Origin of the sequence: Halorubrum sp. FL23, assembly GCF_052439115.2 — an archaeon.
Lineage (GTDB): Archaea > Halobacteriota > Halobacteria > Halobacteriales > Haloferacaceae > Halorubrum > Halorubrum persicum.
This window is the reverse complement of record NZ_JBQVRO020000008.1, coordinates 14,326-39,596: the sequence shown is the minus strand read 5'-3', so window position 1 is coordinate 39,596 and position 25,271 is coordinate 14,326. Positions and strand designations below refer to the sequence as shown.

General features: G+C 70.0%; 26 protein-coding genes. 16 read left to right on the top strand and 10 right to left on the bottom strand.

The features are described from left to right. Positions 1 to 90: 90 nt before the first annotated feature. From ACT4MF_RS11235 to ACT4MF_RS11215, 5 genes are all read left to right on the top strand, one after another. Positions 91 to 654 carry a HalX domain-containing protein gene (locus ACT4MF_RS11235; protein WP_099253832.1) on the top strand — a complete coding sequence of 188 codons (564 nt, stop codon included), beginning with the start codon at positions 91 to 93 and terminating at the stop codon, positions 652 to 654. Positions 655 to 862: 208 nt separating this feature from the next. Beyond that, the gene (locus ACT4MF_RS11230; protein ID WP_444682672.1) at positions 863 to 1,072 is read left to right on the top strand and encodes a hypothetical protein; all 210 of its coding nucleotides are present in this window, start codon (positions 863 to 865) and stop codon (positions 1,070 to 1,072) included. Positions 1,073 to 1,270: 198 nt separating this feature from the next. After that, positions 1,271 to 2,833, top strand: a complete 1,563-nt coding sequence (locus ACT4MF_RS11225; protein WP_444682671.1) for a molybdopterin-dependent oxidoreductase — start codon at positions 1,271 to 1,273, stop codon at positions 2,831 to 2,833. A 93-nt stretch (positions 2,834 to 2,926) separates the two neighbouring features. Then, a complete protein-coding gene (locus tag ACT4MF_RS11220) occupies positions 2,927 to 3,208 on the top strand; it encodes a winged helix-turn-helix domain-containing protein (protein ID WP_099253829.1) in 282 nt (93 codons plus the stop codon). Further along, positions 3,205 to 3,504 carry a DUF8036 family membrane protein gene (locus ACT4MF_RS11215; protein WP_099253828.1) on the top strand — a complete coding sequence of 100 codons (300 nt, stop codon included), beginning with the start codon at positions 3,205 to 3,207 and terminating at the stop codon, positions 3,502 to 3,504. Before ACT4MF_RS11220 ends, ACT4MF_RS11215 begins: the two co-directional genes overlap by 4 nt. 19 nt (positions 3,505 to 3,523) lie before the next feature. On the opposite strand, the gene recJ is transcribed toward ACT4MF_RS11215, so the two are convergent. Continuing rightward, on the bottom strand, positions 3,524 to 4,945 hold the full coding sequence (gene recJ / locus ACT4MF_RS11210; RefSeq protein WP_444682670.1) for a RecJ family nuclease: 1,422 nt from the start codon (positions 4,943 to 4,945) through the stop codon (positions 3,524 to 3,526). A 163-nt stretch (positions 4,946 to 5,108) separates the two neighbouring features. Here recJ and ACT4MF_RS11205 point away from each other — a divergent pair, with 163 nt between their 5' ends. The 3 genes from ACT4MF_RS11205 to ACT4MF_RS11195 all read left to right on the top strand — a co-directional run bounded on the left by ACT4MF_RS11205 (position 5,109) and on the right by ACT4MF_RS11195 (position 9,540). After that, complete coding sequence (locus ACT4MF_RS11205; protein WP_444682669.1) at positions 5,109 to 6,407, top strand: O-acetylhomoserine aminocarboxypropyltransferase/cysteine synthase family protein; 1,299 nt, start codon at positions 5,109 to 5,111, stop codon at positions 6,405 to 6,407. 4 nt (positions 6,408 to 6,411) lie between these two features. Then, a complete protein-coding gene (gene metX / locus ACT4MF_RS11200) occupies positions 6,412 to 7,710 on the top strand; it encodes a homoserine O-acetyltransferase MetX (RefSeq protein ID WP_444682668.1) in 1,299 nt (432 codons plus the stop codon). A gap of 177 nt (positions 7,711 to 7,887) precedes the next feature. Continuing rightward, positions 7,888 to 9,540, top strand: a complete 1,653-nt coding sequence (locus ACT4MF_RS11195; RefSeq protein ID WP_444682667.1) for a long-chain fatty acid--CoA ligase — start codon at positions 7,888 to 7,890, stop codon at positions 9,538 to 9,540. A 62-nt stretch (positions 9,541 to 9,602) separates the two neighbouring features. Here ACT4MF_RS11195 and ACT4MF_RS11190 read toward each other — a convergent pair whose 3' ends face one another. Then, complete coding sequence (locus ACT4MF_RS11190) at positions 9,603 to 10,043, bottom strand: DUF5807 family protein (protein WP_099253823.1); 441 nt, start codon at positions 10,041 to 10,043, stop codon at positions 9,603 to 9,605. A gap of 304 nt (positions 10,044 to 10,347) precedes the next feature. On the opposite strand from ACT4MF_RS11190, the gene ACT4MF_RS11185 reads away from it, so the two are divergent. Beyond that, positions 10,348 to 12,744: a DEAD/DEAH box helicase gene (locus ACT4MF_RS11185; RefSeq protein WP_444682666.1), complete on the top strand. Its 2,397-nt coding sequence runs from the start codon at positions 10,348 to 10,350 to the stop codon at positions 12,742 to 12,744. Between the two features lie 25 nt (positions 12,745 to 12,769). On the opposite strand, the gene ACT4MF_RS11180 is transcribed toward ACT4MF_RS11185, so the two are convergent. Together ACT4MF_RS11180 and ACT4MF_RS11175 are read right to left on the bottom strand one after the other, a co-directional pair. Further along, positions 12,770 to 13,873, bottom strand: coding sequence for a molybdopterin-dependent oxidoreductase (locus ACT4MF_RS11180; protein WP_444682665.1), 1,104 nt, complete (start codon positions 13,871 to 13,873; stop codon positions 12,770 to 12,772). A 58-nt stretch (positions 13,874 to 13,931) separates the two neighbouring features. Next, complete coding sequence (locus tag ACT4MF_RS11175; RefSeq protein ID WP_099253820.1) at positions 13,932 to 14,759, bottom strand: MBL fold metallo-hydrolase; 828 nt, start codon at positions 14,757 to 14,759, stop codon at positions 13,932 to 13,934. A 145-nt stretch (positions 14,760 to 14,904) separates the two neighbouring features. Here ACT4MF_RS11175 and ACT4MF_RS11170 point away from each other — a divergent pair, with 145 nt between their 5' ends. Then, the gene (locus ACT4MF_RS11170; protein ID WP_444682664.1) at positions 14,905 to 15,930 is read left to right on the top strand and encodes a succinylglutamate desuccinylase/aspartoacylase family protein; all 1,026 of its coding nucleotides are present in this window, start codon (positions 14,905 to 14,907) and stop codon (positions 15,928 to 15,930) included. A 31-nt stretch (positions 15,931 to 15,961) separates the two neighbouring features. On the opposite strand, the gene ACT4MF_RS11165 is transcribed toward ACT4MF_RS11170, so the two are convergent. The 3 genes from ACT4MF_RS11165 to ACT4MF_RS11155 form a co-directional block, all read right to left on the bottom strand. Further along, positions 15,962 to 16,453, bottom strand: a complete 492-nt coding sequence (locus ACT4MF_RS11165; RefSeq protein WP_099253818.1) for a Tfx family DNA-binding protein — start codon at positions 16,451 to 16,453, stop codon at positions 15,962 to 15,964. A gap of 136 nt (positions 16,454 to 16,589) precedes the next feature. Then, entirely contained in the window at positions 16,590 to 17,075 is a 486-nt protein-coding gene (locus ACT4MF_RS11160; protein WP_444682663.1) for a TRAM domain-containing protein, read from the bottom strand. A 123-nt stretch (positions 17,076 to 17,198) separates the two neighbouring features. Further along, a complete protein-coding gene (locus ACT4MF_RS11155; RefSeq protein ID WP_099253816.1) occupies positions 17,199 to 17,546 on the bottom strand; it encodes a hypothetical protein in 348 nt (115 codons plus the stop codon). Positions 17,547 to 17,643: 97 nt separating this feature from the next. On the opposite strand from ACT4MF_RS11155, the gene ACT4MF_RS11150 reads away from it, so the two are divergent. Together ACT4MF_RS11150 and ACT4MF_RS11145 are read left to right on the top strand one after the other, a co-directional pair. After that, positions 17,644 to 17,904 (top strand): hypothetical protein, encoded by a 261-nt coding sequence (locus tag ACT4MF_RS11150; protein WP_444682662.1) that lies wholly within the window; start codon positions 17,644 to 17,646, stop codon positions 17,902 to 17,904. After that, positions 17,901 to 18,743, top strand: a complete 843-nt coding sequence (locus ACT4MF_RS11145) for a beta-keto acid cleavage family enzyme (protein ID WP_444682661.1) — start codon at positions 17,901 to 17,903, stop codon at positions 18,741 to 18,743. The genes ACT4MF_RS11150 and ACT4MF_RS11145 overlap by 4 nt, the downstream gene beginning before the upstream one ends. Before the next feature lie 4 nt (positions 18,744 to 18,747). Here ACT4MF_RS11145 and ACT4MF_RS11140 read toward each other — a convergent pair whose 3' ends face one another. Further along, positions 18,748 to 20,613: an acetyl-CoA carboxylase biotin carboxylase subunit gene (locus ACT4MF_RS11140; protein ID WP_444682660.1), complete on the bottom strand. Its 1,866-nt coding sequence runs from the start codon at positions 20,611 to 20,613 to the stop codon at positions 18,748 to 18,750. Positions 20,614 to 20,753: 140 nt separating this feature from the next. On the opposite strand from ACT4MF_RS11140, the gene ACT4MF_RS11135 reads away from it, so the two are divergent. After that, a complete protein-coding gene (locus tag ACT4MF_RS11135; protein ID WP_444682659.1) occupies positions 20,754 to 20,996 on the top strand; it encodes a DUF7987 family protein in 243 nt (80 codons plus the stop codon). A 28-nt stretch (positions 20,997 to 21,024) separates the two neighbouring features. Here ACT4MF_RS11135 and ACT4MF_RS11130 read toward each other — a convergent pair whose 3' ends face one another. After that, entirely contained in the window at positions 21,025 to 21,354 is a 330-nt protein-coding gene (locus ACT4MF_RS11130; RefSeq protein WP_099253811.1) for a DUF8022 family protein, read from the bottom strand. After that, positions 21,354 to 22,898: an acyl-CoA carboxylase subunit beta gene (locus ACT4MF_RS11125; RefSeq protein ID WP_099253810.1), complete on the bottom strand. Its 1,545-nt coding sequence runs from the start codon at positions 22,896 to 22,898 to the stop codon at positions 21,354 to 21,356. Before ACT4MF_RS11125 ends, ACT4MF_RS11130 begins: the two co-directional genes overlap by 1 nt. A gap of 318 nt (positions 22,899 to 23,216) precedes the next feature. On the opposite strand from ACT4MF_RS11125, the gene ACT4MF_RS11120 reads away from it, so the two are divergent. The 3 genes from ACT4MF_RS11120 to rpl12p are packed head-to-tail and all read left to right on the top strand — an operon-like array spanning position 23,217 to position 25,261. Then, a complete protein-coding gene (locus ACT4MF_RS11120; protein WP_008847380.1) occupies positions 23,217 to 23,855 on the top strand; it encodes a 50S ribosomal protein L1 in 639 nt (212 codons plus the stop codon). Further along, positions 23,852 to 24,898 (top strand): 50S ribosomal protein L10, encoded by a 1,047-nt coding sequence (locus ACT4MF_RS11115; protein WP_099253809.1) that lies wholly within the window; start codon positions 23,852 to 23,854, stop codon positions 24,896 to 24,898. Before ACT4MF_RS11120 ends, ACT4MF_RS11115 begins: the two co-directional genes overlap by 4 nt. A gap of 18 nt (positions 24,899 to 24,916) precedes the next feature. Further along, complete coding sequence (rpl12p, locus tag ACT4MF_RS11110; protein WP_099253808.1) at positions 24,917 to 25,261, top strand: 50S ribosomal protein P1; 345 nt, start codon at positions 24,917 to 24,919, stop codon at positions 25,259 to 25,261. Positions 25,262 to 25,271: the final 10 nt, after the last annotated feature.

Here is a 25,271-nt window from a genome sequence, read left to right as displayed (position 1 = left end):
CACGGACGCCGACAGGTTTATTCCTCGACACGCCGCCCCTTCTTGTATGCCCGGTGAAGCGTCCCCCGTCGCCCCCGGCGGTGATCGGCGGTGAGCGATCCCTCGGTCCTCGTCGTCGAGGACGAGCCCGACATCGCCGCGCTGTACGCCGGCTTCCTCGAAACGCAATACGACGTCGACCTCGCCGAGACCACCGCCGAGGCGATCGATCAGGTCGACGGCACGGTCGACGTGGTGTTGCTCGACCGACGCCTCCCCGACGGGAGCGGTGACGACGTGCTCGATCACATCCGCGAGGCGGGGTACGACTGTCGCGTCGCGATGGTCACCGCGGTGGAACCGGATTTCGACATCATCGATATGGGGTTCGACCTGTATCTCACGAAGCCCGTCAGCCGCTCGAAGTTGCTGGCGGCGATCGACACGCTGTTGGCTCGCAGCGAGTACGACGACATGATTCAGGAGGCCGCGGCGCTGGCGAGCAAGCGCGCGGTGCTCAACGCGCAGAAGCCAGCCGCCCAGCGCGAGGGGAACGAGGCGTACGCCGATCTGGTCGAGCGGCTCGAAGCCCTCGACGCCGACATCGACGAGCTCGGCGAGTCGCTGTCGTCCGACGACTACCGCGCGATGTTTCGCGACCTCGGCGAGGCCTGACGCGACGCTGACCGCTCGCTGTCGCTTGCCGCCGCCGGTTCGCTCGCCGGCCCGCTTCCGCTCTCGTCACCGTTGATGGTCTCTCTCCTGAACCTCTCGACTGCGTCCGAAGTTCGGACGAAGTTTGAACGGAGTTCGCCCCGACTCCGCACCAAATTTGTCCAGTAGTTGAAAAATCTATATTCCCGTCATCGCCCTCGTCGAGAGCATGACGGAACACAACACGCGGCGCCGGTTCCTGGTGACGAGCGGTGGACTCGTGACGCTGGCGCTCGCCGGCTGTCTCGGCGACGATGACACTGATGACCAGATGGACGACGGTGGCGAGACGGACGGCGACGAGATGGGTAACGAGAGCGACGGGATGGACAGCGACGACGGGATGAGCGACGACGAGATGGCCGGTGAGGACGGATGACCGAGTCGGTCACGGCCGGGGTCCCGACCGAGAGCGTCGTCTCCTCGTCGCCTTACCCCTCCGATACGTCGACCGGTGTCGCCGGCGCAGGAAGCGTACGACCGGGGAGTCGTGCGCCGACTGAGCGGTGCCGACGACGGCCGCGGACGCCCGTCCGCCGAGGACGTGATTCAAGTAACTGTAACCCCGAGATACGCTATGAGTAGCGGTACCAAACAACGAGATACGCTCCTCGCGGCGGCGGCCGGGGGGGCCGCGGTCGCCGGCTCGTATCTGGTCACCGGGTGGGCGCCGTCGTTCGTCGTCAGGCCGGTCGACCAGGCCATCGTCAACCTGACGCCGGGGCCGATCGTGACGCTCGCGATCGAGACGCTCGGCGACGCGGGCCACCTGATCCACATCGGCATGGCGTTCGCGGTCGTGGTCGGGCTGTTCGGCGCGGTCGCGTTCGCGGGCCTTCGGCTCGCCGCGCGCACCGATCGACGAGCGGTCGGCGTCGCGACCGCGGGAGTCGGGTCGTGGCTGCTCGCCGCGGGGCTCACCGGGATCTCGACGCAGGCGCTCGGCGCGGCGCTGCCCGGCGCGGCCGTCGTCGGGATAGGGTGGCTGCGGTCGCCGACCGGGCGACCGCCCGCCGGGGACGCCTCGTCCCCCGACGCAGGCGACTCGGTGTCGGGGACCGACTCCGCGGACGCGGCCGGCCTGACCGCCGGTGTCGACGCGGTTCGGCGACGGACGCTCGCCGTCGTCGCCGGGGCGCTCGGGTTCGTCGCCGCGACCGTGGTCGGGCGTCGGGCGCTCGCGACCGACGACGATCCGCTCGCCGACGCTCCGCGGTCCGAGGGTGCGGCCGCGCGGCTTCAAGAGCTCGACGACGCCGCGTTATCGGTCGAGAGCGCCGATCTCCACGACCTGGTGAGCCCGATCGGGGCGTTCTACAACGTCGACATCGCGGAGTTCGACCCGGCGGTCACCGCGAGCGAGTGGTCGCTGACGTTCACCGGCGAGACCGGCACCGACCGGACGGTCACCTTCGACGAGCTGACCGACCGCCCCGTCGAGCACCGCGCGATCACGCTGCGGTGCGTCGGCGAGGACCTGAACGGCCGCAAGCTGGACAACGCGGTCTGGACCGGGACGCCGATCCGCCCGCTCCTGGAATCGGTCGACCCGCAGGGGGACTGCGACTGCGCGATGCTGCGCGGCGAGGACGGCTACTACGTCCAGTTCCCGGTCGACGTGCTCGCCGAGGGGTTCCTCGCGTGGGGGATGAACGGGAAGGAGCTTCCGTCCGGTCACGGCCATCCGGTTCGCGTGTTGATCCCGGGGCACTGGGGGGAGACGAACGTGAAGTGGCTCTCGGAGATCGAGCTGTTGCGCGTCGAAGACGACGGCTACTGGGAGGAGCGCGGCTGGGAGGGGACCGGCGAGGTGAAGACGGTCGCCAAGCTCTGGGACGAGGGGGTCACGGACCTCGGCGACGGCCGGATCGAGTTGGCGGGCCACGCCTACGCCGGGACGCGCGGGATCGAGCGCGTCGAGGTGTCGACCGACGGCGGCGATTCGTGGACCGACGCGACGCTCTCCGAGCCGCTCCCCGACGTGGACGTCTGGCGGCAGTGGCGGCACGTCTTCGACCCCGACGGCGAACACGAGGCCGTCGTCCGCGCGGTCGACGGCGAGGGGACCCGACAGACCCGAGCGCCGTCGGACTCGTCACCGAGCGGCGCGACGGGGTGGGTCCGTCGAACGGTCGGCTGATGCGTCCGGTTCGATCCCACGCGATCAGCCGCCAGAGCGCCCCGCCAGAGCCGAAACGAATTTGATTCCCACCCCGACACACCAGTACGCCAGATGGAGAAGGCCCTGTGGTACCTGTTCGTCGCGAGTCGCGGTGGCGCCAACAGGGTCCGGATCGTCCGGAGACTTCGCGCTCGCCCGCGGAACGCCAACGAACTCGCGGAGGAACTGGACGTCGACTACAACACGATCACACACCACCTCGAGATGCTGAAAGACCACGATGTCGTCGAGCCGAGCGACCACGACTACGGGAAGCTCTACTTCCTGACCGACCGCTTCGAGCGCCACACGGACGCGTTCGAGGAGATCACGTCGGAGGTGGACACCGAATGAACCCCGTGTCGCCGACCGGGGTCGCCGTGTTGATCGCGGGGATCAACAGCGCGCTGTTGGCCGTGTTGGCCGCGGTGTGGCTCGACAACTACCGTGAGTTCGGCTCGACGCTCCTCCTGGGACTGGTGGGGTTCAGCGCCGTCCTGCTGGTCGAAAACCTGGTCTCGATCGCCTTCTTTTTCAGCAGCATGCGCACGCTGTACGCGATGGACCCGCTGGTGGGGCGAGTCGTCCTCGGGATGAGCCTGCTCGAACTGCTCGCGGTGTCGCTGCTGAGCTACGCCACGCTGAAGTGATCGGGGTGGCGGTGACCGGTCACGCGAGCTGGTCGCCGACGATCCGGTCCGCCTCGACGATGAACGCGTCGCGCTCGTCGATCGGGATGGTCGCACCCGCGGCCACGTCGTGGCCGCCGCCGTCGCCGCCGACCGCCTGACCCGCCTCCCGCATCACCGCCGAGAGGTCGAGTCCCTGTCGGACCAACGCGTGCGACCCCCGCGAGGACACCTTCAGCTCCTCGGCGCTCTCCTCGGCGAACGCGATCACGGGCTTCGATCGGTCGAGGGCCGGCGAGCCGATCGCCATCCCGGCGACGATGCCGACGATCGTCTCGCGGATCCGCGAGCCGGCGTCGAACCACTGGAGGTGCTGCTCGTCGGTGACGCCCTCGTTTTTCACCCACTGGAGCCCCTCCGAGAGGTTCTTCCGGTGGGTCCGGAGGAGCCGGCGCGCCTCGGCGAGCGCGTCGCCGCGGTCGCCGAGACACACCGCGAGCCCCACGTCGGCCCGCTCGTACCGGGCGGTGGCGTTGAGGAGCGTGGAGAACTCGCTCACGTCCCGCAACTCCGTCCCGGGCTCCTCGTCGACGAGCGTGTAGGAGGTACCGACGAGCGCCTCGATCCGGTCGGCGGGAACGCCGGAGGCGACGGCCCGGCGCATCAGCGCGGACGCGAGCACCTGTCGCTCCTCCCCGTCGAGGTCGACCCAGCGGCGCCACTCCCCGTCGCGTTTCACGTCGATGTCGAGGTCGGTGAGAAAAGAGATCGCGCCCGCCTCGTCGTTCGACACGCCCGGGATCTTCACGTCCGAAGCGTACTCCAGCAGCTTCGGGAGCGGGCGCGTCTGTCTGCCGTACAGGTCCAGATCCGTCTGCGCCTCGACGACGCCGGCGTCGACGCCGTCGGCGACGACCGCCTCGTTGGCGCCGACGAGGCCGCCGTCGGAGTCCTGCATGTCGCCGACCGCGCCGACCACCGCCAGCGCGGCGAGATCGCGGTTGTCGCCGCCCGGCCCCTCCAACGCGCGGGCGAGCACGTAGCTCGCACCGGCTCCCGACAGCTCGCTCGCGCCGTTGAGCCCTTCGAGTAAGGGGTTGAGGTGGAACTCGGTGTCGCGGTCGGCCGGCTGGTGGTGGTCGGCGATCACGGGGACGAAGTCGCCGCGGTCCTCGTGGTCGGCGATCACGTCGAGCTGGCCGGAGCCGAAGTCGGTGAACAGCACCACGTCGAACTCGCGGGCGGCGATACCTGCGATCGACTCGGCGTCGAGCTGCTTCTCGAAGACGACCTCGTGGTCGATCCCCGCCCGCGCGAGCGCCGTCGAGGCGATCGCGCCGCTGGTGAGCCCGTCGGCGTCGATGTGGGACGCGAGCAGCACGCGGTCCGCGGCGCGGAGCCGGTCGGCGCAGGCGTCCGCGCGCTCGGCGAGCTCCGGCACGGGAGGATCGGCGACTGCCATTACCACCCGTTGGCTCCCGATCGGGGATAAACTCACGCTTCGGCGGGTCGGCAGCGGGGAGGGCGGCTCCCGCGCGTCTCGTCGCCGCCGATCCGGCGCAGGCCGAGGCATCACTTGCCGTAACTGACGGTTATAGATATTTGTAGATATATGCACTACACACATGACACGTGGGTTCAACACCCGGAGTCTCCACGCCGGTGCCGAGGCCGACCCGGCGACCGGGTCGCGAGCGACCCCGATCCACCAGACGACCTCCTACGTCTTCGATGACGCGGACACGGCGGCGGAGATGTACGCGCTCCGGGCGGAGGGCGACATCTACTCCCGGATCTCTAACCCGACCGTGAACGTCTTAGAGGACCGCCTCGCCGACCTGTCGGGCGGCTCCGAGGCGGTCGCGACCGGCTCGGGGATGGCCGCGCTCGACGCGATCACCACCGTGCTCGCGACTGCGGGCGACAACGTCGTCGCCAGCTCCGAGATGTACGGCGGCACGGCCGCGTACCTCACGAGCATCGCGAACCGCCGCGGGGTCGAGACGCGGCTCGTCGACACGCTCGATTACGAGGCGTACGCGGACGTGATCGACGACGACACCGCGTTCGTGCACGTCGAGACGGTCGCGAACCCCTCCCTCGTCACGCCCGACTTCGAGCGGCTCGCCGAGGTCGCCCACGAACACGCCGTCCCCCTCGTGGTCGACAACACGTTCGCCACGCCCGCCCTCTGCCGGCCGTTCGACCACGGCGCCGACATCGTCTGGGAGTCGACGACGAAGTGGATCACGGGCAACGGGACCACCGTCGGCGGCGTCGTCGTCGACGGGGGGCAGTTCCCGTGGGGTCACCCCGACGCCGACTACGACGAGCTCGACGGCCAGTCGCCCGCTTACCCGATCGACTTCGTCGAGCAGTTCGGCGACGCCGCCTTCGCCAACGTCGCCCGCCAGCGCGGGGTGCGCCCGACCGGCGGTCAGCAGTCGCCCTTCGACGCGTGGCAGACGATCCAGGGGCTCAACACCCTCCCGCTCCGGATGGAGCGCCACTGCGAGAACGCCCGGGCCGTCGCCGAGTTCCTCCGCGACGACGACCGGGTCGACTGGGTCGCCTACCCCGGCTTCGAGGACCACCGGAGCCACGACAACGCCGCCGCGTACCTCGACGACTACGGCGGGATGGTCACCTTCGGCGTCGACGGCGGCTACGAGGCCGCGAAGACGTTCTGCGAGGCGGTCGATCTGACGAGCTTCCTCGCGAACATCGGCGACGCGAAGACGCTCGTCATCCACCCGGCCTCGACCACCCACGCGCAGATGGACGAGACGCAGCAGCGGCTCGCCGGCGTCCACCCGGAGATGCTCCGCCTCTCCGTCGGGATCGAGGACGCGGACGACGTGATCGACGACCTCGACCGAGGGCTCGCGGCCGGCGAGCGCGCCGCGTCCGGCACGGAGGTGTGACACCGTGAGTGCCGTTCCGGCGGACCACGGCGTCGCCGCGCTCGGGGAGTTCACCTTCGAGTGCGGCCAGTCGGTCCCCGACCTGGAGGTCGCCTACGAGACCCACGGGGAGTTCGACGGCGACAACGTGGTGTTGGTGTGTCACGCCCTCACCGGCAGTCAGAACGTCGCTCGCTCCCCCGCGCCGGAGCGCGACGAGGAAACCCGCGGGGGCGGGCAGGCCGGGCAGGCCCGCGCGTGGTGGGACGACATCGTCGGCCCGGGGAAGGCGATCGACACCACCGAGTACTACGTCGTCTGCGCGAACGTCCCCGGCTCCTGTTACGGCACCACGGGACCGGCGAGCGAGCGCCCCGCCGGCCTCGACCTCCCCGACGAGCCCGACCACGACCGGTGGGGGACCGCCTACCCGCCGGTGCAGGTCGAAGACTGGACGCGCGCGCAGCGCCGCCTGCTGGACCACCTCGGTGTGGGCCGGCTCCGCGCCGTCGTCGGCGGGAGCGTCGGCGGGATGAACGCCCTGGAGTGGGCGAAGCGCTACCCGGACGACGTCGACCGCGTGGTCGCCATCGCGACCGCCGGGCGGCTCGACGCGCAGTGTCTCGCGCTCGACGCGGTCGCGCGACGGGCGATCCGCGCGGATCCGAACTGGAACGGCGGGGACTACTACGGCGAGGGCCGCCCCTCGCCCGACGAGGGGCTCGCCCTGGCCCGTCAGATCGGCCACATCATGTACCTCTCGAAGGCGTCGATGGAGCGGAAGTTCGGGCGACGCTCCGCGGGCCGCGACTCGCTGACGCGCGAGGAGGGCGATCTGGGGCTCCCACCGGAGCCCACGGCGGCCTTCTTCCCGTATCGAGAGGTGGAGTCGTACCTCGACTATCAGGCGGAGGGGTTCAGCGACCGGTTCGACGCGAACAGCTACCTCTACCTCACGCGCGCGATGGACGAGTACGACCTCGCGGCGGGCCACGGCACCGACGCCGACGCGCTCGGGGCGTTCGACGGCGAGGCGCTCCTGTTGAGCTTCACCGCCGACTGGCACTTCACCGTCGAGCAGTCGTCGTCGCTCGCCGACGCCTTCCGGGCCGGTAACGCCCCGACCGCGCACCACGTGATCGACTCCGACCACGGCCACGACGCGTTCCTCGTCGAGCCCGAACACGTCGGCCCGCCGCTCCGCGACTTCCTCGCGGAGGGGGTCGAGGGGCGGGCGATCTCCGACGGCGGCGGCGAGGGCGACGACTCCGCGCGGCCCGAACCCGACCACGCGCCGGTCCACGCGAGCCTCTTCAGGGGATAGCGGGCGACCCGGTGGCCGCGCGCCACCGCGTGGCCGACGGGCTGCGAGGTGCGGGTCCTCGACGGTCTCGCTGTCAACCACGCCGCCGAGCGGCTGCCTCGTCGAATTCGGCCATCCCTAACCGTCACGATCAACCATGACAACGTTCATAGTTCTCGCCCCCGTGGTGTGTGAGGTATGCCCGGCGGACACTCCCAGACGCTCCGACCGTTCCTGTGGCGCGCCGAACGACTATACCCGGACACCGAGATCGTCTCTCGGACCCACGAGGGGCGCACGCGACACACGTACGCCGAGTACGCCGACCGCACCGCGCAGCTCGCGAACGCGCTCGACGCGCACGGGATCGAGCGCGGCGACCGGGTCGCGACGTTCTGCTGGAACCACACCCGCCACTTCGAGACGTACTTCGGCGTCCCGAACACCGGCGCGCAGCTCCACACGATCAACCCGCTCCTGCCCGACGAACACATCCGCTACATCGTCGACGACGCCGACGACGAGATCATCTTCGTCGACCCGTCGCTGGCCCCCAAGATCGCCGGCGCCGCCGAGGGCGCCGCCGAGTTCGACGGCGTCGACTTCGTCGTGATGGGGTCGTCCGAGATCGACGCGCTCGACGCGACCCCCTACGAGGCGTTCGTCGCGGACCACTCGACCGACTACGACTGGCCCGACCTCGACGGCGACCAGCCCGCGGGCCTCTGTTACACGTCCGGCACGACGGGGAAGCCGAAGGGCGTCGAGTACACCCAGTCGATGCTGTGGAGCCACACGATGGCCTCCCAGACGCCGCAGGGGATCCCGATGGAGGACTCCGACGTGGTCATGCCGGTCGTCCCCATGTTCCACGTGAACGCGTGGGGGATGCCGTTCACCGCGACCGCCGCGGGCGCGAAACACGTGTATCCCGGTCCTTCCCCGGAGCCGGCGGACCTCGCCGCCCTCATCGAGGAGGAGGGCGTGACGATCTCCGCTGGCGTGCCGACGGTGTGGCTCGGCCTCCGCGAGTACATCGAGGGCGGCAACGACGTCGACCTCTCGACGCTCGACACCGTGATCATCGGCGGCGCGGCGGCGCCGCGGGCGCTCATCGAGTGGTACGACGAGCGCGACGTCGAGGTGCTCCACGCGTGGGGGATGACGGAGCTCTCGCCGATCGGCACCGTCTCGCACCTCACCGACGACCTGCGCGACGCGGACTACGAGACGAAGGTCAACAAGCGGTCGAAGCAGGGCCTCGTCGTCCCCGGCCTGGAGTTCGAGGTGATCGACGAGAACGGAGAGGAGGTGCCGTGGAACGGCGAGGACTTCGGCGAGCTCCGCATCCGCGGCCCGTGGGTCACGAAGGAGTACTTCAAGCGCCCGGAGGCCAACGAGGCGGAGTTCGTCGGCGGCTGGCTGAAGACCGGCGACGTGGTCACCGTCGACGAGGACGGCTACATGCAGCTCGTCGACCGCACCAAAGACGTGATCAAGTCCGGCGGCGAGTGGATCTCCAGCGTCGAGCTGGAAAACGAGATCATGGCGTACGACGGCGTCAGCGAGGCGACCGTCGTCGGCGTGCCCCACGAGCGCTGGCAGGAGCGCCCGGTCGCGTTCGTCGTCGCGGCCGAGGGCGCCGACCGCGACGAACTCGTCGACCGGATCGAGACCGGGCTCCGCGACGAGTACCCGAAGTGGTGGGTGCCGGACGCGGTGGAGTTCATCGACGAGGTGCCGAAGACCGCGACCGGGAAGTTCTCGAAGAAGGACCTCCGCGAGCAGTACGCCGACCAGTCGCTCGTGGAGGGGTCGGTGCCGGAGGACGACGCCCCGGACTCGGAGTGAATCCGGGCTGAGGCGGGCTGTTCGCCCGGTCGACTCTCACCCGGTCGACTCTCGCTCGGCCCTCAGTCGTCGCGGTCGCCGACGACCCACTTGTGCGAGTAGCTCTCGCCGCAGGTGCAGTGGGCGTAGGCGTGGACCACGTCGCCGTCGGCGTAGATCCCGCCGACCTCCTCGTTTTTCGCCTCCGCGAACGCGAAGACGAACTGGACCTCGTGCTCCTCGTCGGAGGTCTCCTCGGCGAAGGGGCACGCTCCGCCGTCCAGCGACCGCGCGATCTCGCCCTCCGCGCCCATCGCGGTCTTCGCGAACTCCATCGCTCCCATGCCCGTGCCGGCCTGGAACGCGGACCGACCGGTCTCGCCGTCGAGGATCAGCCGGACCCCGGCGTCCGTCTCGGTTCCGACGTTGCGGAGCCGGGAGTCGTCGTCCAGGTACGCGTCGCTCACGTAGAAGACCACGTCGTCGAGCCGCTCGCCCGCGAGGAACTCGTCGAGGTTGCTCATGCCGGCCCGAGGCGCGTGAGCGGTAAAAGGCGTGCGAGTCGACTCCGAGGGCGATCGGACGAGCGGGGGAGACGGACGCCCGAAACGATGTCAAATCGCGTAGAATCGGGGTAAGTGTTAATACGTACCACTGAGATCCGTCGCCTGATGAGTGCGCAAACGCCATCCGGTGACCGGCTCGCAGAATGGGCGGAGCTGGTCGACGAGGACGTACCGGAGGAGCTCCGAGAGGAGCGATCCGGTGACAGATAACTTTCACCCCGCTTCGCGAAGGCTTTAGGCCGGCGCCGGCCAAGAGCCGGCGATGGCGACCGAGGCCGCCGGGATCGATAGACCGCTGCTCGTCGACGACTTCCTCCAGCGGCGCCGCTACCAGCTCCAGCTGGCGGACGCCGCCGCCGACGAACACACCCTCGTCTGTCTCCCGACCGGTCTCGGCAAGACGACGGTCAGCCTGCTCGTCACGGCCGAACGCCTCCACGAAGCGGGCGGGAAGGCGCTCTTCTTGGCGCCGACCAAACCGCTCGTCCAGCAGCACGCCGACTTCTACCGCGAGGCGCTGTCGATACCCGACGACGAGATCGTCGTGTTCACCGGCGACGTGAAGCCGGACGACCGCGCCGCGCTGTGGGACGACGCCCGGATCGTGATCGCGACCCCGCAGGTCGTCGAGAACGACCTGGTCGGCAACCGGATCTCGCTGCGCGACGTGACCCACTGCACCTTCGACGAGTGCCACCGCGCGACCGGCGACTACGCGTACGTCTACATCGCGGAGCGCTATCACGCCGACGCGGCCGATCCCCTCGTCACCGGGATGTCGGCCTCGCCGGGCGGCGACACCGAGGAGATCGAGACGGTGTGTGAGAACCTCGGGCTCGTGAACGTCGAGGTGATGACCGAGGACGACGCCGACGTCGACGAGTACACCCACGACACCGACGTGCAGTGGGAGCAGGTCACGCTCCCGGACGAGGTCCTCGACATCCGGGACGCGCTCAACGAGGTGATCACCGACCGGCTCGAGAAGCTGAAACAGTTGGGCGTGACGAACACGACGAACCCCGACCTCTCGCAGAAAGACCTCAACAAGATGCGGGGGCAGCTGAAGCAGATGATGGACAACGACCAGTCGGAGGGGTACAAGGGGATGTCCACCCACGCCGAGGTGATGAAGCTCCGGCGCGCGACCGAGCTGGTCGAGACGCAGTCGGTCGAGTCCGTCCGGCGCTACTTCGAGCGCCAGCGCGAGGCCGCCCGCTCGTCGGGGGCGTCGAAGGCGAGCCAGCGCATGGTGGCGGACCCGAAGGTGCGCGAGGCGATGCGGAAGGCGGAGTCGTTCGACGGGCTCCACCCGAAGTTTTCGAAGGCTCGGATCCTCCTCGCGGAGATGCTCGGGATCAACGGGGGCGAGCGCGCCATCCTGTTCACGGAGTCCCGCGACACCGCCGAGGCGCTCGTGGAGTTCCTCTCCGCGAGCTTCGACGTGCGGAAGTTCGTCGGGCAGGGCGACAAGGACGGCTCCGACGGGATGAGCCAGAAACAGCAGCAGCAGACGCTCGACGAGTTCAAGGCGGGCGAGTTCGAGGTGCTCGTCTCCACGAGCGTCGCCGAGGAGGGGCTCGACGTGCCAGAGGTCGACCTCGTCTGCTTCTACGAGCCGGTCCCGACCGCGATCCGCTCGATCCAGCGCAAGGGGCGGACGGGGCGGCAGGCCGAGGGGAAGGTCGTCGTCCTGATGGCCGAGGACACCCGCGACGAGGCGTTCTTCTGGATCTCGCGGCGCCGCGAGAAGAAGATGGCCAGCCAGCTCACCGAGCTGAAGGAGGCCACCGACGACATCGAGGAGACCGTCGGGGACGACGGCCAGGCGGGACTCGACGCGTTCGCCGGGACCTCCGGCGGCGACGGCGAGGCGACCGACAGCGGGGACGGCGACGGCGGCCTCACCGACTTCGCGGCGGCGAGGGGGGGCGAAGACGGGGAGAGCGACGACGCCGAGGCGAGCGACAGCGACGACGACGGCGTCGTCGCCACCGCCGGCGTCGACGAGGGCGTCGAGGTCGTCGTCGACCAGCGCGAGCTCGACTCCTCGATCGCGAAGGACCTCTCGACCCGCGACGGGCTCGTCACGCGGCTGGAGACGCTCGCGGTCGGCGACTACGTCCTCTCTGACCGGGTCGCCGTCGAGCGCAAGTCGGCGGCGGACTTCGTCGACTCGATGCTCGACGCCGACCGGTCGATGTTCGAGCAGGTCGGCGAGCTCTCGCGGGCGTACGCCCGCCCCGTGATGGTCGTCGAGGGGACGAACCTCTACGGCCAGCGCGACATCGACCCCAACGCGATCCGCGGCGCGCTCGCGTCGCTCGCGGTCGACTTCGACGTGAGCGTCCTCCGCACCGAGGGCGAGTCGGACACCACGGAACTGCTCGCAACGATCGCCAAACGGGAGCAGGAGACCCGCGACCGCGAGGTGAGCGTCCACGGCGAGAAGACGACGAAGACCCGCGCGGAACAGCAGGAGTACGTCGTCTCCTCGATCGCCGACATCGGCCCCGTCACGGCGCGGACCCTCCTCGAGCACTTCGGCACCGTCGAGGCCGTGATGACCGCGCCCGAGGACGACCTGCTGGCGGTCGACGGCGTCGGCCCGGTGACCGCGGAGCGCATCCGCGAGGTCGTCGGGAGCGAGTACGCGTAGTCCGGCTCTCCTGCCGCCGCTGCCCCTAATCGAACCCGCTCACCAGCGTCACGACCCACTGTCCGAGGTCGTACTCCGAGCGGACCTCCACGCGCGTCACCCACTTCACCCACTGGAAGCCGCGGCGGCCGGGCGCGACCAGCCGAGCGGGCGCACCGTGGCCGTGGCTCAGCCGCTCGCCGCCGACGTGCGTGGCGAGCAGGGCGCCCCGGGCCTCGTCGAGCGGGAGGCTCCAGCGGTACCCCGTCACGGAGGTGAATCTGACGTATGCGGGTTCGCGGTCCGCGTTCTCAGTCGCCGTTCCGCCGGCGGCCTCCAGCAGGTCGCCGACGCGGATCCCGCCCCACTCCTGGACCGTGTACCAGCCGCTGGTGCAGTCGAGCAGGAGCTCGGCCTCGTGGTCGGCGGCGAGGTCGGCGGCGGTCAGATCCACGGGGGCGCTCACGAGCCCGTCCACCCGGAGCCGGTAGTCGTCGCGGTCGATCGGGTCCGGGTCGTCGGCGACCCACGAGGTGATCGGGAACGCGCCGTTTCCGGCGCCCGCCCGCGGCTGTGAGCCGGTGAACCGCCGATCCGACCCGGCGGTGTCGAGCGCGTCGTTGATCCCCTGTTGGAGCCGGTACATCGCGGCGCCCGCGGCCAGCAGGACGGTGTACCGGACCGCGGTCCGGCGGCGCTCGAAGTCGACCCGCCGCGGGAGCCGGAACCGGGTCGCCGCGTGCGCACCCACCAGCGGGACGAGCGCGAGGCCGAAGCCGACGTGGACGGAGAGGAGCGTCCAGTAGGAGAGCCGCACGTCGAGCCCGAACACCCACGCGATGCCGGTCGCCAGCGCGCCGAGCGCGGCGACGAGCGTCAGGACCGACAGCGCCGTCGACCGCCGCCAGAGGCCGGGGTCGGTGAGCCGCTGCCGAACGCGCGCGAGCTTCCACGCGAGCAGCGCGACGATCCCGACCCCGAGGGCGCGGTGGAGCCAGAACAGCGGCCACCCCTCGGGGACGCCCACGGTGAACGAGACCAGACCGGTGATCGCCTCGGCGACGACGAACGCGAACAGCGACCAGTCGACCGCGCGCGGCGGCGGCTCCAGCCGGTCGACGGCCCCGCGGAGTCGGGCTCTCGCTCCCATCTCGACCGTGGTACGTGCTAGCGAGACAAAAGCGTCGTCACGGGCCGCTCGCTCCGCGCTACAGCTCGTACACTTCCCCGTCGACCGCGAGCGGCTCCGCGAACGCCTCGTCCGGCGGGTAGTAGTGCGCGAGGTGGACGAGCCGGGTGCGGTCGGCGTTCAGCTCGTCGGCGAGCGCCAGCGCGCCCTCCCGGGTCATGTGCTTCGTACCGAACGTGCGCGGCACGCCGTCGGCGTCCTCGTGACGCCCGCCGATCGGGTGGTGCTCGCAGAGCGACGCGGGGACGATGGCGTCGGCGAGGAGGAGGTCGGCGTCGGACAGCGCCTCTCTGGACCGCTCCGGGACGTCGTAGCTGGTGTCGCCCGTGAGCGCGAGCGTCCCGCCCGTCTCGGGGTCCTCGATGACGACGCCGTAACACAGAAGCGGCGGGTGGTCGACGGGGACGAACCGGACCTCGAACCCGCACGTCTCGAAGGGTTCGAACGGGTCGCGGGCGTGGACGCCGATCCGGTCCTCGAGGTAGTCGTACTTCGCGCGGATCGTCTCCGCGACGCTCTCGTCGGTGGCGGGATCGGTCTCGCTCGGCGCGTGGACCGGCAGCCCGTCGACCAACCGATAGACGTTGCCGAGCCCGTCGAGGTGGTCGAAGTGGATGTGCGTCACGAGCCCGGCGTCGGGCAGCGCGACATCGCGGTCCAGGAACTGGCTCCTGAAGTCGGGGCTGAAGTCGACGAGCAGTGACTCCCCGGTGCGCTCGTTCGCGACGTGGACCGAGAACCGCGAGCGCGACACCCCGCGCTCGCGCGCCGCGGCGCAGGTGTCGCAGTCGCAGCCGACCGTCGGCGTCCCGGTCGTATCGCCGGTGCCGAGGAGGGTGACCCGCATCTCGGATCGGGATCGGCGGCCCACCGACTTAGCGTCCGTGGTCGACGCATCGAGTCGCCCTCACTCGCGGGTGCGGACACGAGCCGGGGTCTCCGCGGTCGACTCCGCCGCCGGCTTATAAGCCCCTCAGGACCGACGCTCCGGTATGCACGACGCTCGCGACCTCGTCCTCGCGCGGCTGCCCTCGGGAGTCCCGGTCCGCACGACGGTCCACGCCTACGGCGAAGGGCGCCTCGTCGACGGCCCCGACGGTCCCGAACTCGACGTTCCCGCCGACGGCGGCCCGGTCGTCTACGCGCAGGCGGCCCAGCACGGTCGGGAGGTGAACGGAACCGCGGTCCTCCGCCGGCTCCACGAGCGACTGACGGGACGCGACGGGGACGCGCCCGACGCGGCGCCCGCGGGCACCCTCGTGACGGTTCCCGTCGCCGACCCGCTCACGTTCGACCGGGTCTCGTACACCACTCCGGAGCCGCTCGACGCGGTCCACTCGAACATGAATCGGTGTTGGCCCGGCGACGCCGACGGGACCCTCCACGAGCGGATGGCGGCGCGGCTGTGGCGGTTCGCGAGCAGGGCGGACGCGATCGTCGACCTCCACACCGGGTCGCCCGCGATGCTCACCCACGCGGTGTACATGCGCGACGACGCTGCCTGTCGGGAGCTCGCGGAGGCGTTCGGCACCGACATCCTGCTCGCGGAGGCCGCCGGCGACGAGGCGGACGCGGAGTGGTCGGAGCGCGGCTTCGCGGGCAAGCTTCGCGTCGCCGCCACCCGTGAAGGCATTCCGACGGTCACCCCCGAACTCGCGCACAGCCGCGAGATCGTCCCCGAGGCGGTCGACGCCGGCGTGGAGGGGGTGATCGGCGTGCTCCGACACGAGGGGATCCTGCCCGGCGACCCGGCGCCGTGGGACGGCACGGTCGCGCGGAACCACCTCGGGCGCGTCGAGGCCGCCGACTCCGGGCTGTTCACCCCGGAGCGCGGCCTCTCGGTCGGCGACGAGATCGAGGCGGGCGACCGGCTCGGCGTCGTCCACGACCCCGCGACGTTCGAGCCGCTCCAAACAGCCGCGGCCGACCGCGACGGGATCGTCTACTCGATCGCCCGCGAGGCGACCGTGACCGCGGGCGCGACGCTCGTGGGCGTGGCCGAGCGGCTGGCGGAGTGAGTGACCGCGGGGAGCCGGTTCCGGCGTCGACCTAGGGTTTCCGCACGCGGATCGTCCCCGCGGTGTCGACGGTGACGAACAGCCGGTCGCGCACCTCGCGCCCGCGGACCGCGCCGCCCGCCCCCTCGCCGATCGTCTTCATCAGGTCCGGCGCGGTCTGGTTCACCTTCACGCCCGCCTCGTCGCAGGCGTCGTACACGCGCTTCGGCGCGTCGTAGAGGTCGGTCCCCGGCTCGATCTCGACGCGGACGGGGGCGGAGAGCGCCTCCGCGAACGCGATCGTCTCGCGAGCGCTCGCCACGTTGTCGCGAGCGCTGGCCTCGACGCTGGAGACGTTGGCGCGCGACGTGCCGAGCCGATCCGCGATGTCGGACTGACGGAGCCCCCGCTCGCGGAGGGCCAGCACCTCGGCCTGTCGGCGAGTGAGGACGCTCTCGTCCGCGTCGAACCCCGCGCGCTCCAACAGCGCCGCGGCGTCGATCTCGTCGGGGTCGGGATCGGGGTCCCCGTCGTCTGCGACCATACCGGCGTCAGGGGACGCGCGCTCAAAAAACGGCGGTTTCGGCGACGGCGCGGCACGAGAGGGGAACGAACCAAGCAGGGCGGCGGATCGGTAACGTCCGGACTGTCCGTGGGGTGGGGCCGTCCCCGGAACGCGCCTACTTGCCCCAGAAGTTCTCCCGGCTGCCGAGTCGCTCGCGGTCGGGGCGGTCGCGGCGCCGGTCGCCATCCCCTCCGTCGCCTTCGTCGGCGTCGTCGCCTTCGATGTCGTCGCCGTTCTCTTCGTCCGCCTCGTCCTCCTCCGGATCCTCGGGGAGGCGCTCGACCACGTCCTGCGCGGTCGCGTGGCTCGACTTCACCCGGTGGATTCGAACCTCGGCGCGCGCCGGGGGGAGCAGGCCGTCGACGAGCACGATGAACCCGTCGTCGGTGCGCCCCACGCCGGCGCCGCTCTCGTGGATGTCGTCGACCTCGACGACGACCTCCTCGCCGGGCTGGACCGGCTGCTGTTTCAGTTCGTAGATGGGCATGTCGTAGTGGTTACACCACTCCGCGCCGCCCTTGTTGCCGTAGTGTTGACACCCCATCCCCTCGATTCGTTCGTCGAAACTGGGGCAGTCGTCGGCGAGTGGACAGTCCGCCATACCGTAGGGCAGACCGGCCGCCATTGAAACGTTTTCGACTGAGCGGTCGAAAACCCGGCGTGTCGGGGTCTCATCCGGGTGAACAGTGGATGAATCGGTCAGGACCCCGGTTCCGCCGCCGCTTCACAGGAACTCCCGGACCTCCGAATACCACATGTCGTGGTGGTCGACCGCGCCGACCGCGTCCGCCACGTCGACCGCGATCGCGTGCCAGCAGCGCTCGGAGGGGTTCTCCGCGTCGAGGTTGTAGGTCGCGTCCGCGCAGTTACACTCGCCCTCCTCGACGACGTACTCGTCGTCGTGGCCGACGACGACGGTGAAATCTCGATAGCGTTTCACCCGCCCCTCACCGACCGCCTCGATGGCGCGCTTCCCGCGGTCCCCGTGCTCGTCGACGATGGCCGCGGCGATCGGGCCGGTCAGCTCCCCGGCCTCCGCGATCGCCGAGCGCCAGTCGTCGACGGGCTCCATGCCGCCTCCTTTTCGGGCGTTCGGTTAAACGTCGTCGGTCAGAACGGGGACCGGTTTCGACGCGTGGTTTCAAGCCGCTCGCCCGCCTCCGTCCGCTATGGCTGAGCAGTGTCCACACTTAACGTACCGCGAGGCGGGCGACGGGGCCTCCTTCGATGGGGAGGAGTTCGCCGAACCCCGGGCGTTCTGTACTGTGACGGAGTCGTTCGTCCAGCCCATGCGCGCGGACATCTGTAACGCGCGGTACGGCCTCGATCCAGAGACTGACTGCGAGTTCTACGTCGAGTCGGAGCCGGACTCGGCGGAGGAGGACGACGCGGAGCGGGACGACGCGGAGGGGGACGACGCCGATCGATGACCTACGACGACTACCTCGAGGGGAAGCCGGTGATCATCACCGCGGCGCTCACCGGCGGCGTCCACGGGAAGGAGGCTCACCCCGGCCTCCCGGAGACCCCGGCGGAGATCGCGGCGGCCGCGGCCGCCTGCGAGGAGGCGGGCGCGAGCGTGCTCCACCTCCACGCCCGCCGCGACAACGGCGAGCGCGCCTTCTCGACCGAGCGCTTTCAGGCGGTCGCCGACGCGGTCCGTGACGCGACCGACGACGCCGTGCTTCAGCACTCAACCGGTGGGACCGGCGCGCCCGACGCCCTCCGCCACGAACCGCTGCGAACCGACCCGGCCCCCGAGATGGCGTCGCTGGACATGGGGCCGCTCAACCGCTACGAGCGGCTCACCTCCGAGAACACCCGCGGGCTGGTTGACTCGCTGCACGCCGAGATGCGGGACCGCGGGATCAAACCCGAACTGGAGGTGTTCAACGACGGCCACCTCAACGAGTCGCTAGCGGTCCTCGACGAGCTCGACGACCCGCCGTACCTCAACTTCCTCTTCGGCGGCGGCACCACGTCGCCGCCGCACCCGCGGAACCTGATCAACCGCGTCGAGGCGCTCCCCGACGGCGTCGAGTTCACCGTGATCGGGTTCGGCCCCCATCAGCTCCCGTTGACGACGCAGTCGCTCCTCATCGGCGGTCACGTCCGCGTCGGGCTGGAGGACAACCGGTACTACGAGCGGGGCGAACTGGCGACCAACGAGCAGCTCGTGGCGCGGGCGGCACGGATTTCGACAGCGGTGGGGCGACCCGTGGCCACGCCCGCGGAGACGCGCGAGCTGTTGGGGCTTCGCGGTCGGTAGCCCGCTACTCCAGCACGATCAGCACGTCGCCCATGTCGACGCTGTCGCCCTCGCCGACGTGGACGCTCACGACGGTGCCGCCGCGCTCGGCGACCACGTCGTTCTCCATCTTCATCGCTTCGAGCACGCAGACCACGTCGCCGGCGGCGACCTCGTCGCCCTCGTCGATGTCGACCGAGAGGATCGTCCCCTGCATCTCCGCCTCGATCGCCTCGCCGCCCTCGGCCACGTCGACGCCGCTGTCGTCGCCGCCGTCGTCGCTCGTCGCCTGCGGCGGGCGCTGACCGCCGCTGCCGCCGCCCGCCCCGCCCTCCGGAACCGGGATCGCGGGCGCGCCGCGCTCCTCCAGTTCGACCTCGAAGCGCTTCCCGTTCACCTCGACGGTGAACTCGCGCTCGGACACCTCCTCGTCGCCCTCGTCGCTCGCGGACGACTCGGTTCCCCACTTCTCCTGGGCCTCGGCGACCAGCTCCTCGTCGAGCTCCTCGTCGAGGTACTTCGTCGTGTGGGTGCCGTCGACGAACCGCTCGTCGTCGAGCATGAGCCGGTGGAACGGGACGACGGTGACGACGCCATCCAGATCGTACTCCGCGAGCGCGCGCTTCGACCGCGCGAGACACGCCTCGCGGTCCGGGGCCCACACGATCAGCTTCGCGATCATCGAGTCGTAGTCGGTCACCAGCTCGTCGTCCTGCCGGAGCGCGTCGTCGACGCGGACGCCGATCCCGCCCGGCGGATCGTACGTGTCGAGCCGCCCCTCGTTGGCCGGCTGGAACCCCTTCGCGGCGTTCTCGGCGTTGATCCGGAACTCGATCGCGTGACCCTCCAGCTCGACCTCGTCCTGCGAGACGGAGAGTCCCTCGCCAGAGGCGACCCGGAGCTGCTCTTTCACGATGTCGATCCCCGTCAGCTCCTCCGTAACGGTGTGTTCGACCTGAATCCGCGTGTTGACCTCGAGGAAGTAGAAGGGCGTGTCCGGGCCGAGCGGCTCCGACGGGTCGCGGTCCACGTCCTCTTCGACGAGGAACTCGACGGTGCCGGCGTTGGTGTAGTCGGCGGCCGCGACGCCGCGCCGGGCGGCCTCGCCGATCTTCTCGCGGAGTTCGTCGGAGAGCGCGGGGGAGGGCCCCTCCTCGATCACCTTCTGGTGACGGCGCTGGAGCGAGCAGTCGCGCTCGCCGAGGTGGACGACCTCGGTCTCTCCGTCGCCGTCGCCCGCGTCGGCGACGATCTGCACCTCGACGTGGCGGGGTGTCTGGAGGTAGCGTTCGAGGTAGACGGAGTCGTTCGAGAAGTACGCCTCACCCTCGCGCTTGGCGGATTCGAGCGCCTCTTCGGCCTCTTCGGCGCTCTCGACGACCTTCATCCCGCGGCCGCCGCCGCCGCCCTCGGCCTTGATCGCGACGGGGTAGCCGTGCTCGTCGCCGAACTCGGTCACCGCCTCGACCTCCGTGACCGGCTCCGTCGTCCCGGGGACGATCGGCACGTCGGCGTCGTCCATCACGCGGCGGGCGTGGGTCTTCTCCCCGAGCCGCTCCATCGCGTCGCTGGCGGGGCCGATCCAGGTGATCCCGTCCGCGGCCTCGACGCGGGCCGCGAAGTCGGCGTTCTCGGCGAGGAAGCCGTAGCCGGGGTGGATCGCGTCGGCGTCGGCCGCCCGCGCGGCCTCGACGACCGCCTCGCCGTCGAGGTACGAATCGGCGGCGCGGGCGGGGCCCACGTTGTACGCTTCGTCGGCGTACCGGACGTGGCCGCCGTGTTTGTCCGCGTCGCTGTACACGGCGACGGTGTCGACACCCAGCTCCGCACAGGCGCGCATCACCCGAACCGCGATCTCCCCGCGGTTCGCGACCAGAACCTTATCGAACATTCCTGCACGTCATTTCCACCATAACCCACCTCATTCTATCGGTCGGCGACGACGACCGATGACGACGATCGTCGTACCATGTCGGCGCTCGTTGCGACTCCCCGAGACGATTAAGAGCCTGCCGACCACCATACTCGGACATGCTTTCGCCCGGAAACCCCTACGTGTTGCCGTCGGTGTTGGTCGCGGCGGGCACGTACCTCGCCGTGACGCTTCTGACCGACGTCTCGCTGCTCGTTCGGATCGGTCTCCTCGCGTTCCTCGCGGGCGTCGTACCGATCGTGCTCAACCGACTCCTCGGCGGTGGTTCGGCGGATGAGTGGCGCGACGACCCGCTCGAGAACGCGGGCGACGGCGACGGCGACGAATCGCGCGAGGCCTGAGCCGCCGGGAGCGTCTGCGCGACCCGACTCAGAACCGGTCGGCGCGACCGGCCGCGGTCCACGGATCGGTCGGCGCGTCGACGGGCACCCGGACGGACCGACTCTGCAGCCGATCGACGCGACCGGCGAACGACCAGCGCTCGCCCTCCCAGTCGGGCTCGTCGTTCGCCGCGGCGGCCGCGGCCGCCGCGCGCTCGCCGTCTCGGAGGTGGGCCGCGACCGCGGCGGCGATGGCGGCGGCCTCCGCGTCGCCGGCGTCGTCCGGGATCGACAGGCTGTCGAGGACGGCGCCGGGATCGCCGGGCGTCGCGGAATCGCCGGACGCCGGGTCGTCCGCGTCTGATGCGTCGGCCGCCATCAGATCGGGATGTTGCCGTGTTTCTTCTCGGGCGCCTCGGAGCGCTTCCCCTTCAGCATCTGGAGGTCGTCGATCAGCCGCGCACGCGTCTCCGCGGGCTCGATCACGTCGTCGACGAAGCCGCGGTCGGCGGCGGTGTACGGGTTCGCGAACTCCTCGCGGTACTCGTCGATGAGCTCCTGTCTGCGCGCGTCGGGGTCGTCGGCCTCGGCCAGCTCCTCGCGGTAGAGGACGTTGACGGCGCCTTTCGGCCCCATCACGGCGATCTCCGCGGTCGGCCACGCGTAGTTCACGTCGCCGCCGATGTGCTTCGACGACATCACGCAGTAGGCCCCGCCGTACGCCTTGCGAGTGATGACGGTGAGGAGGGGGACCGTCGCCTCGGAGAAGGCGTACAGCAGCTTCGCGCCGTGACGGATGATCCCGTTGTGCTCCTGATCGGTGCCGGGCATGAACCCGGGCACGTCCTCGAAGGTGACGATGGGGATGTTGAACGCGTCACAGAACCGGACGAAGCGCGCCCCCTTCTGGCTCGACTCGATGTCGAGCGTGCCGGCGTTCACGCGGGGGTTGTTGGCGACGACCCCGACCGAGTGACCGTCGAGCCGGGCGAAGCCGACGACGACGTTCTTCGCGAAGTTCTCCTGCACCTCGAAGAAGGACCCCTCGTCGACGACGCTGCCGATCACGTCTTTCATGTCGTACGGCTTCCGCGGGGCGTCCGGAACGATGTCGCCCAGCGACTCGTCGGCGCGCTCGGGGTCGTCCCACGGCTCGACGCGGGGCGGGTCCTCCACGTTGTTGGCGGGGAGGTAGGAGAGCAGCCGCGCGATGTTGTCCAACGCCTCCTCCTCGCTCTCCTCGGCGAAGTGCGCGACGCCGGACGTCGACGTGTGGGTGACCGCGCCGCCGAGCTCCTCGAAGCTCACCTCCTCGCCCGTGACGGTCTCGATGACGTCCGGGCCGGTGATGAACATGTGCGAGGTGTCCTTGACCATGAACGTGAAGTCCGTGATCGCCGGGGAGTACACCGCCCCGCCGGCGCACGGCCCCATGATCGCCGAGATCTGCGGGATCACGCCGGACGCCTCCGTGTTGCGCCGGAAGATCTCCGCGAAGCCGCCGAGCGCCCCGACGCCCTCCTGAATCCGGGCGCCCGCGGAGTCGTTGAGGCCGACGACGGGCGCGCCCACGTCCATCGCCTTATCCATCACCTTACACACCTTCTCGGCGAACACCTCGCCGAGCGAGCCGCCGAAGACGGTGAAGTCGTGGGCGAACACGAACGTCTTCCGCCCGTTCACCTCACCGTACCCCGTGACGACGCCGTCGCCCGGGATCTGCTGTTCCTCCATGCCGAACTTGTGGTTCCGGTGGGTGCGGAACCGGTCGAACTCGTGGAACGTCCCGTCGTCGAGGAAGTAGTCGATGCGCTCGCGCGCGGTCATCTTCCCCTTCTCGTGTTGGGATTCGATCCGGTCCTCGCCGCCGCCGAGCGCCGCCCGCTCGCGACGCTCGCGGAGGTCCTCGATACGGTCGTCCATCGTCACGCCGGACCACCCTGAGTCATTACCTCGTGGGTCGACGAGCGGCATCAAAAGGGTTCCCCTATACGACGTTTTCGCCTTCGACGGGCGTCGAAGCGGTGCTCGACTTCCAAAGCGTTCGGCGTCGAAGGCGATCGACGCCGCGGGCGCTCGACGACGCCAGCCGCGAGAACGGCCCGCACGACCCCTGTCTCCGGTTCACACCCGGAGGGGCGGTTCGACGCTTTTAAACCTCCGATGAACCACTTTCCGGTGAGACAGGCTTCGCCTGTTTCACTGACCCGTAGGAGCGACCTGCGTACTACGGAGGTGAAAATGGCAGACACAATACAAGAGGCCGTAACCCTCGCACTCGACGATGCGCCCGAGCGGAACTTCCGCGAGACCGTGGACATCGCGATCAACCTGCGAGATCTCGACCTCAACGATCCGTCGAACCGCATCGACGAGTCCGTCGTGCTGCCGGCTGGAACGGGGCAGGAGACACAGATCGTCGTCTTCGCGGAGGGCGAAACCGCCGTCCGCGCTCAGGAAGTTGCTGATCAAGTGCTTGACAGCGACGACCTTGAGGACCTCGGAGACGACGACGACCGCGCAAAGGATCTGGCCGGCGAGACCGACTTCTTCGTCGCAGAGGCCAACCTGATGCAGGACATCGGTCGGTACCTCGGTACCGTCCTCGGTCCGCGCGGGAAGATGCCTACCCCACTGCAGCCGGACGACGACATCGTCGACACAGTCAACCGGATGAAAAACACCGTGCAGCTCCGGTCGCGTGACCGGCGCACGTTCCACACCCGTGTCGGTGCCGAAGATATGGGCCCCGACGCGATTTCGGACAACATCGACGTCATCATCCGGCGGCTCGAAGCGAGCCTCGAGAAGGGCCCGCTCAACATCGACGGGATCTACGTGAAGACCACGATGGGTCCCGCGAAGGAGGTGCCCGTATGAGCTCGGTCCGCAAGACCGAGACGATCCCGCAGTGGAAACAGGAGGAGGTCGACGAGCTCGTCGAGTTCATCGACTCGTTCAACTCCGTCGGGATCGTCGGCGTCGCCGGCATCCCGAGCCGACAGCTCCAGGCCATGCGCCGCGAACTGCACGGCTCCGCGGACGTCCGGATGAGCCGCAACACGCTCACCGTCCGCGCCCTCGAAGAGGTGAACGACGGCGTCGAAGAGCTGACCCAGTACGTCTCGGGTCAGGTCGCGCTCATCGGTACGAACGACAACCCGTTCGGCCTCTTCAAGCAGCTGGAAGCCTCGAAGACCCCCGCCCCGATCAACGCGGGCGAGGTCGCCCCCAACGACGTCGTCATCCCCGAGGGTGACACGGGCGTCGACCCGGGGCCGTTCGTCGGCGAACTGCAGACGATCGGCGCCGCTGCGCGTATCCAGGACGGCTCGATCATGGTCACCGAGGACTCGAAGGTCCTCGAGGAGGGCGAGGTCGTCGACGACGACCTCGCGAACGTCCTGACCGAGCTCGGCATCGAGCCGAAGGAAGTCGGGCTCGACCTCAAGGGCGTCTACTCCGACGGCGTCCTGTTCGAGCCGGACGAGCTCGAAATCGACGTCGACGAGTACGAAGCGGACATCCGCTCGGCGGCCGCCGCCGCGCGGAACCTCTCGATCAACGCCGCGTACCCGACGGCCGCCACGGCCGGCAGCCTTCTCGCGAAGGCGTCCGGCGAGGCGAAGTCCGTCGGGCTGTTCGCGGAGATCGAGAGCCCGGACGTCGTGCCCGACCTCATCGGGAAGGCCGACGCCCAGCTCCGCTCGCTCGCGGCCCAGATCGACGACGAGGAGGCGCTCCCCGAGGAGCTGCAGGGCGTCGAAGCCGCCCCGGCTCCCGAGACGGACGACGCCGACGAGGAGGAACAGGCGGAGGAAGAAGACGACACGGACGACGCTGAGGCCGACGAGGCCGCCGACGATGCCGACGACGACGACGGCGACGACGGCGGCGAGGGTCTCGGCGCAATGTTCGGATAACACTACGAGGACACACCAATGGAATACGTTTACGCTGCGCTCATCCTGAACGAGACTGGCGAAGAGATCAACGAGGACAACATCACCGGCGTGCTGGAAGCCGCCGGCGTCGACGTCGAGGAATCCCGCGTCAAGGCGCTCGTCGCCGCGCTGGAGGACGTCGACATCGAGGAGGCCATCGAGACGGCCGCCGCGGCCCCCGCCGCCGGCGCCGCCGCGGGCGGCTCCGCGGACGCCGCTGAGGCCGACGAGGCCGACGACGAGGCCGAGGAGGACGAGGCCGACGCCGCTGAGGAAGCGGCCGACGACGAGGACGAGGACGAGGACGACGGCGGCGAGGGCCTCGGCGAGCTCTTCGGCTAACGCCGGACGA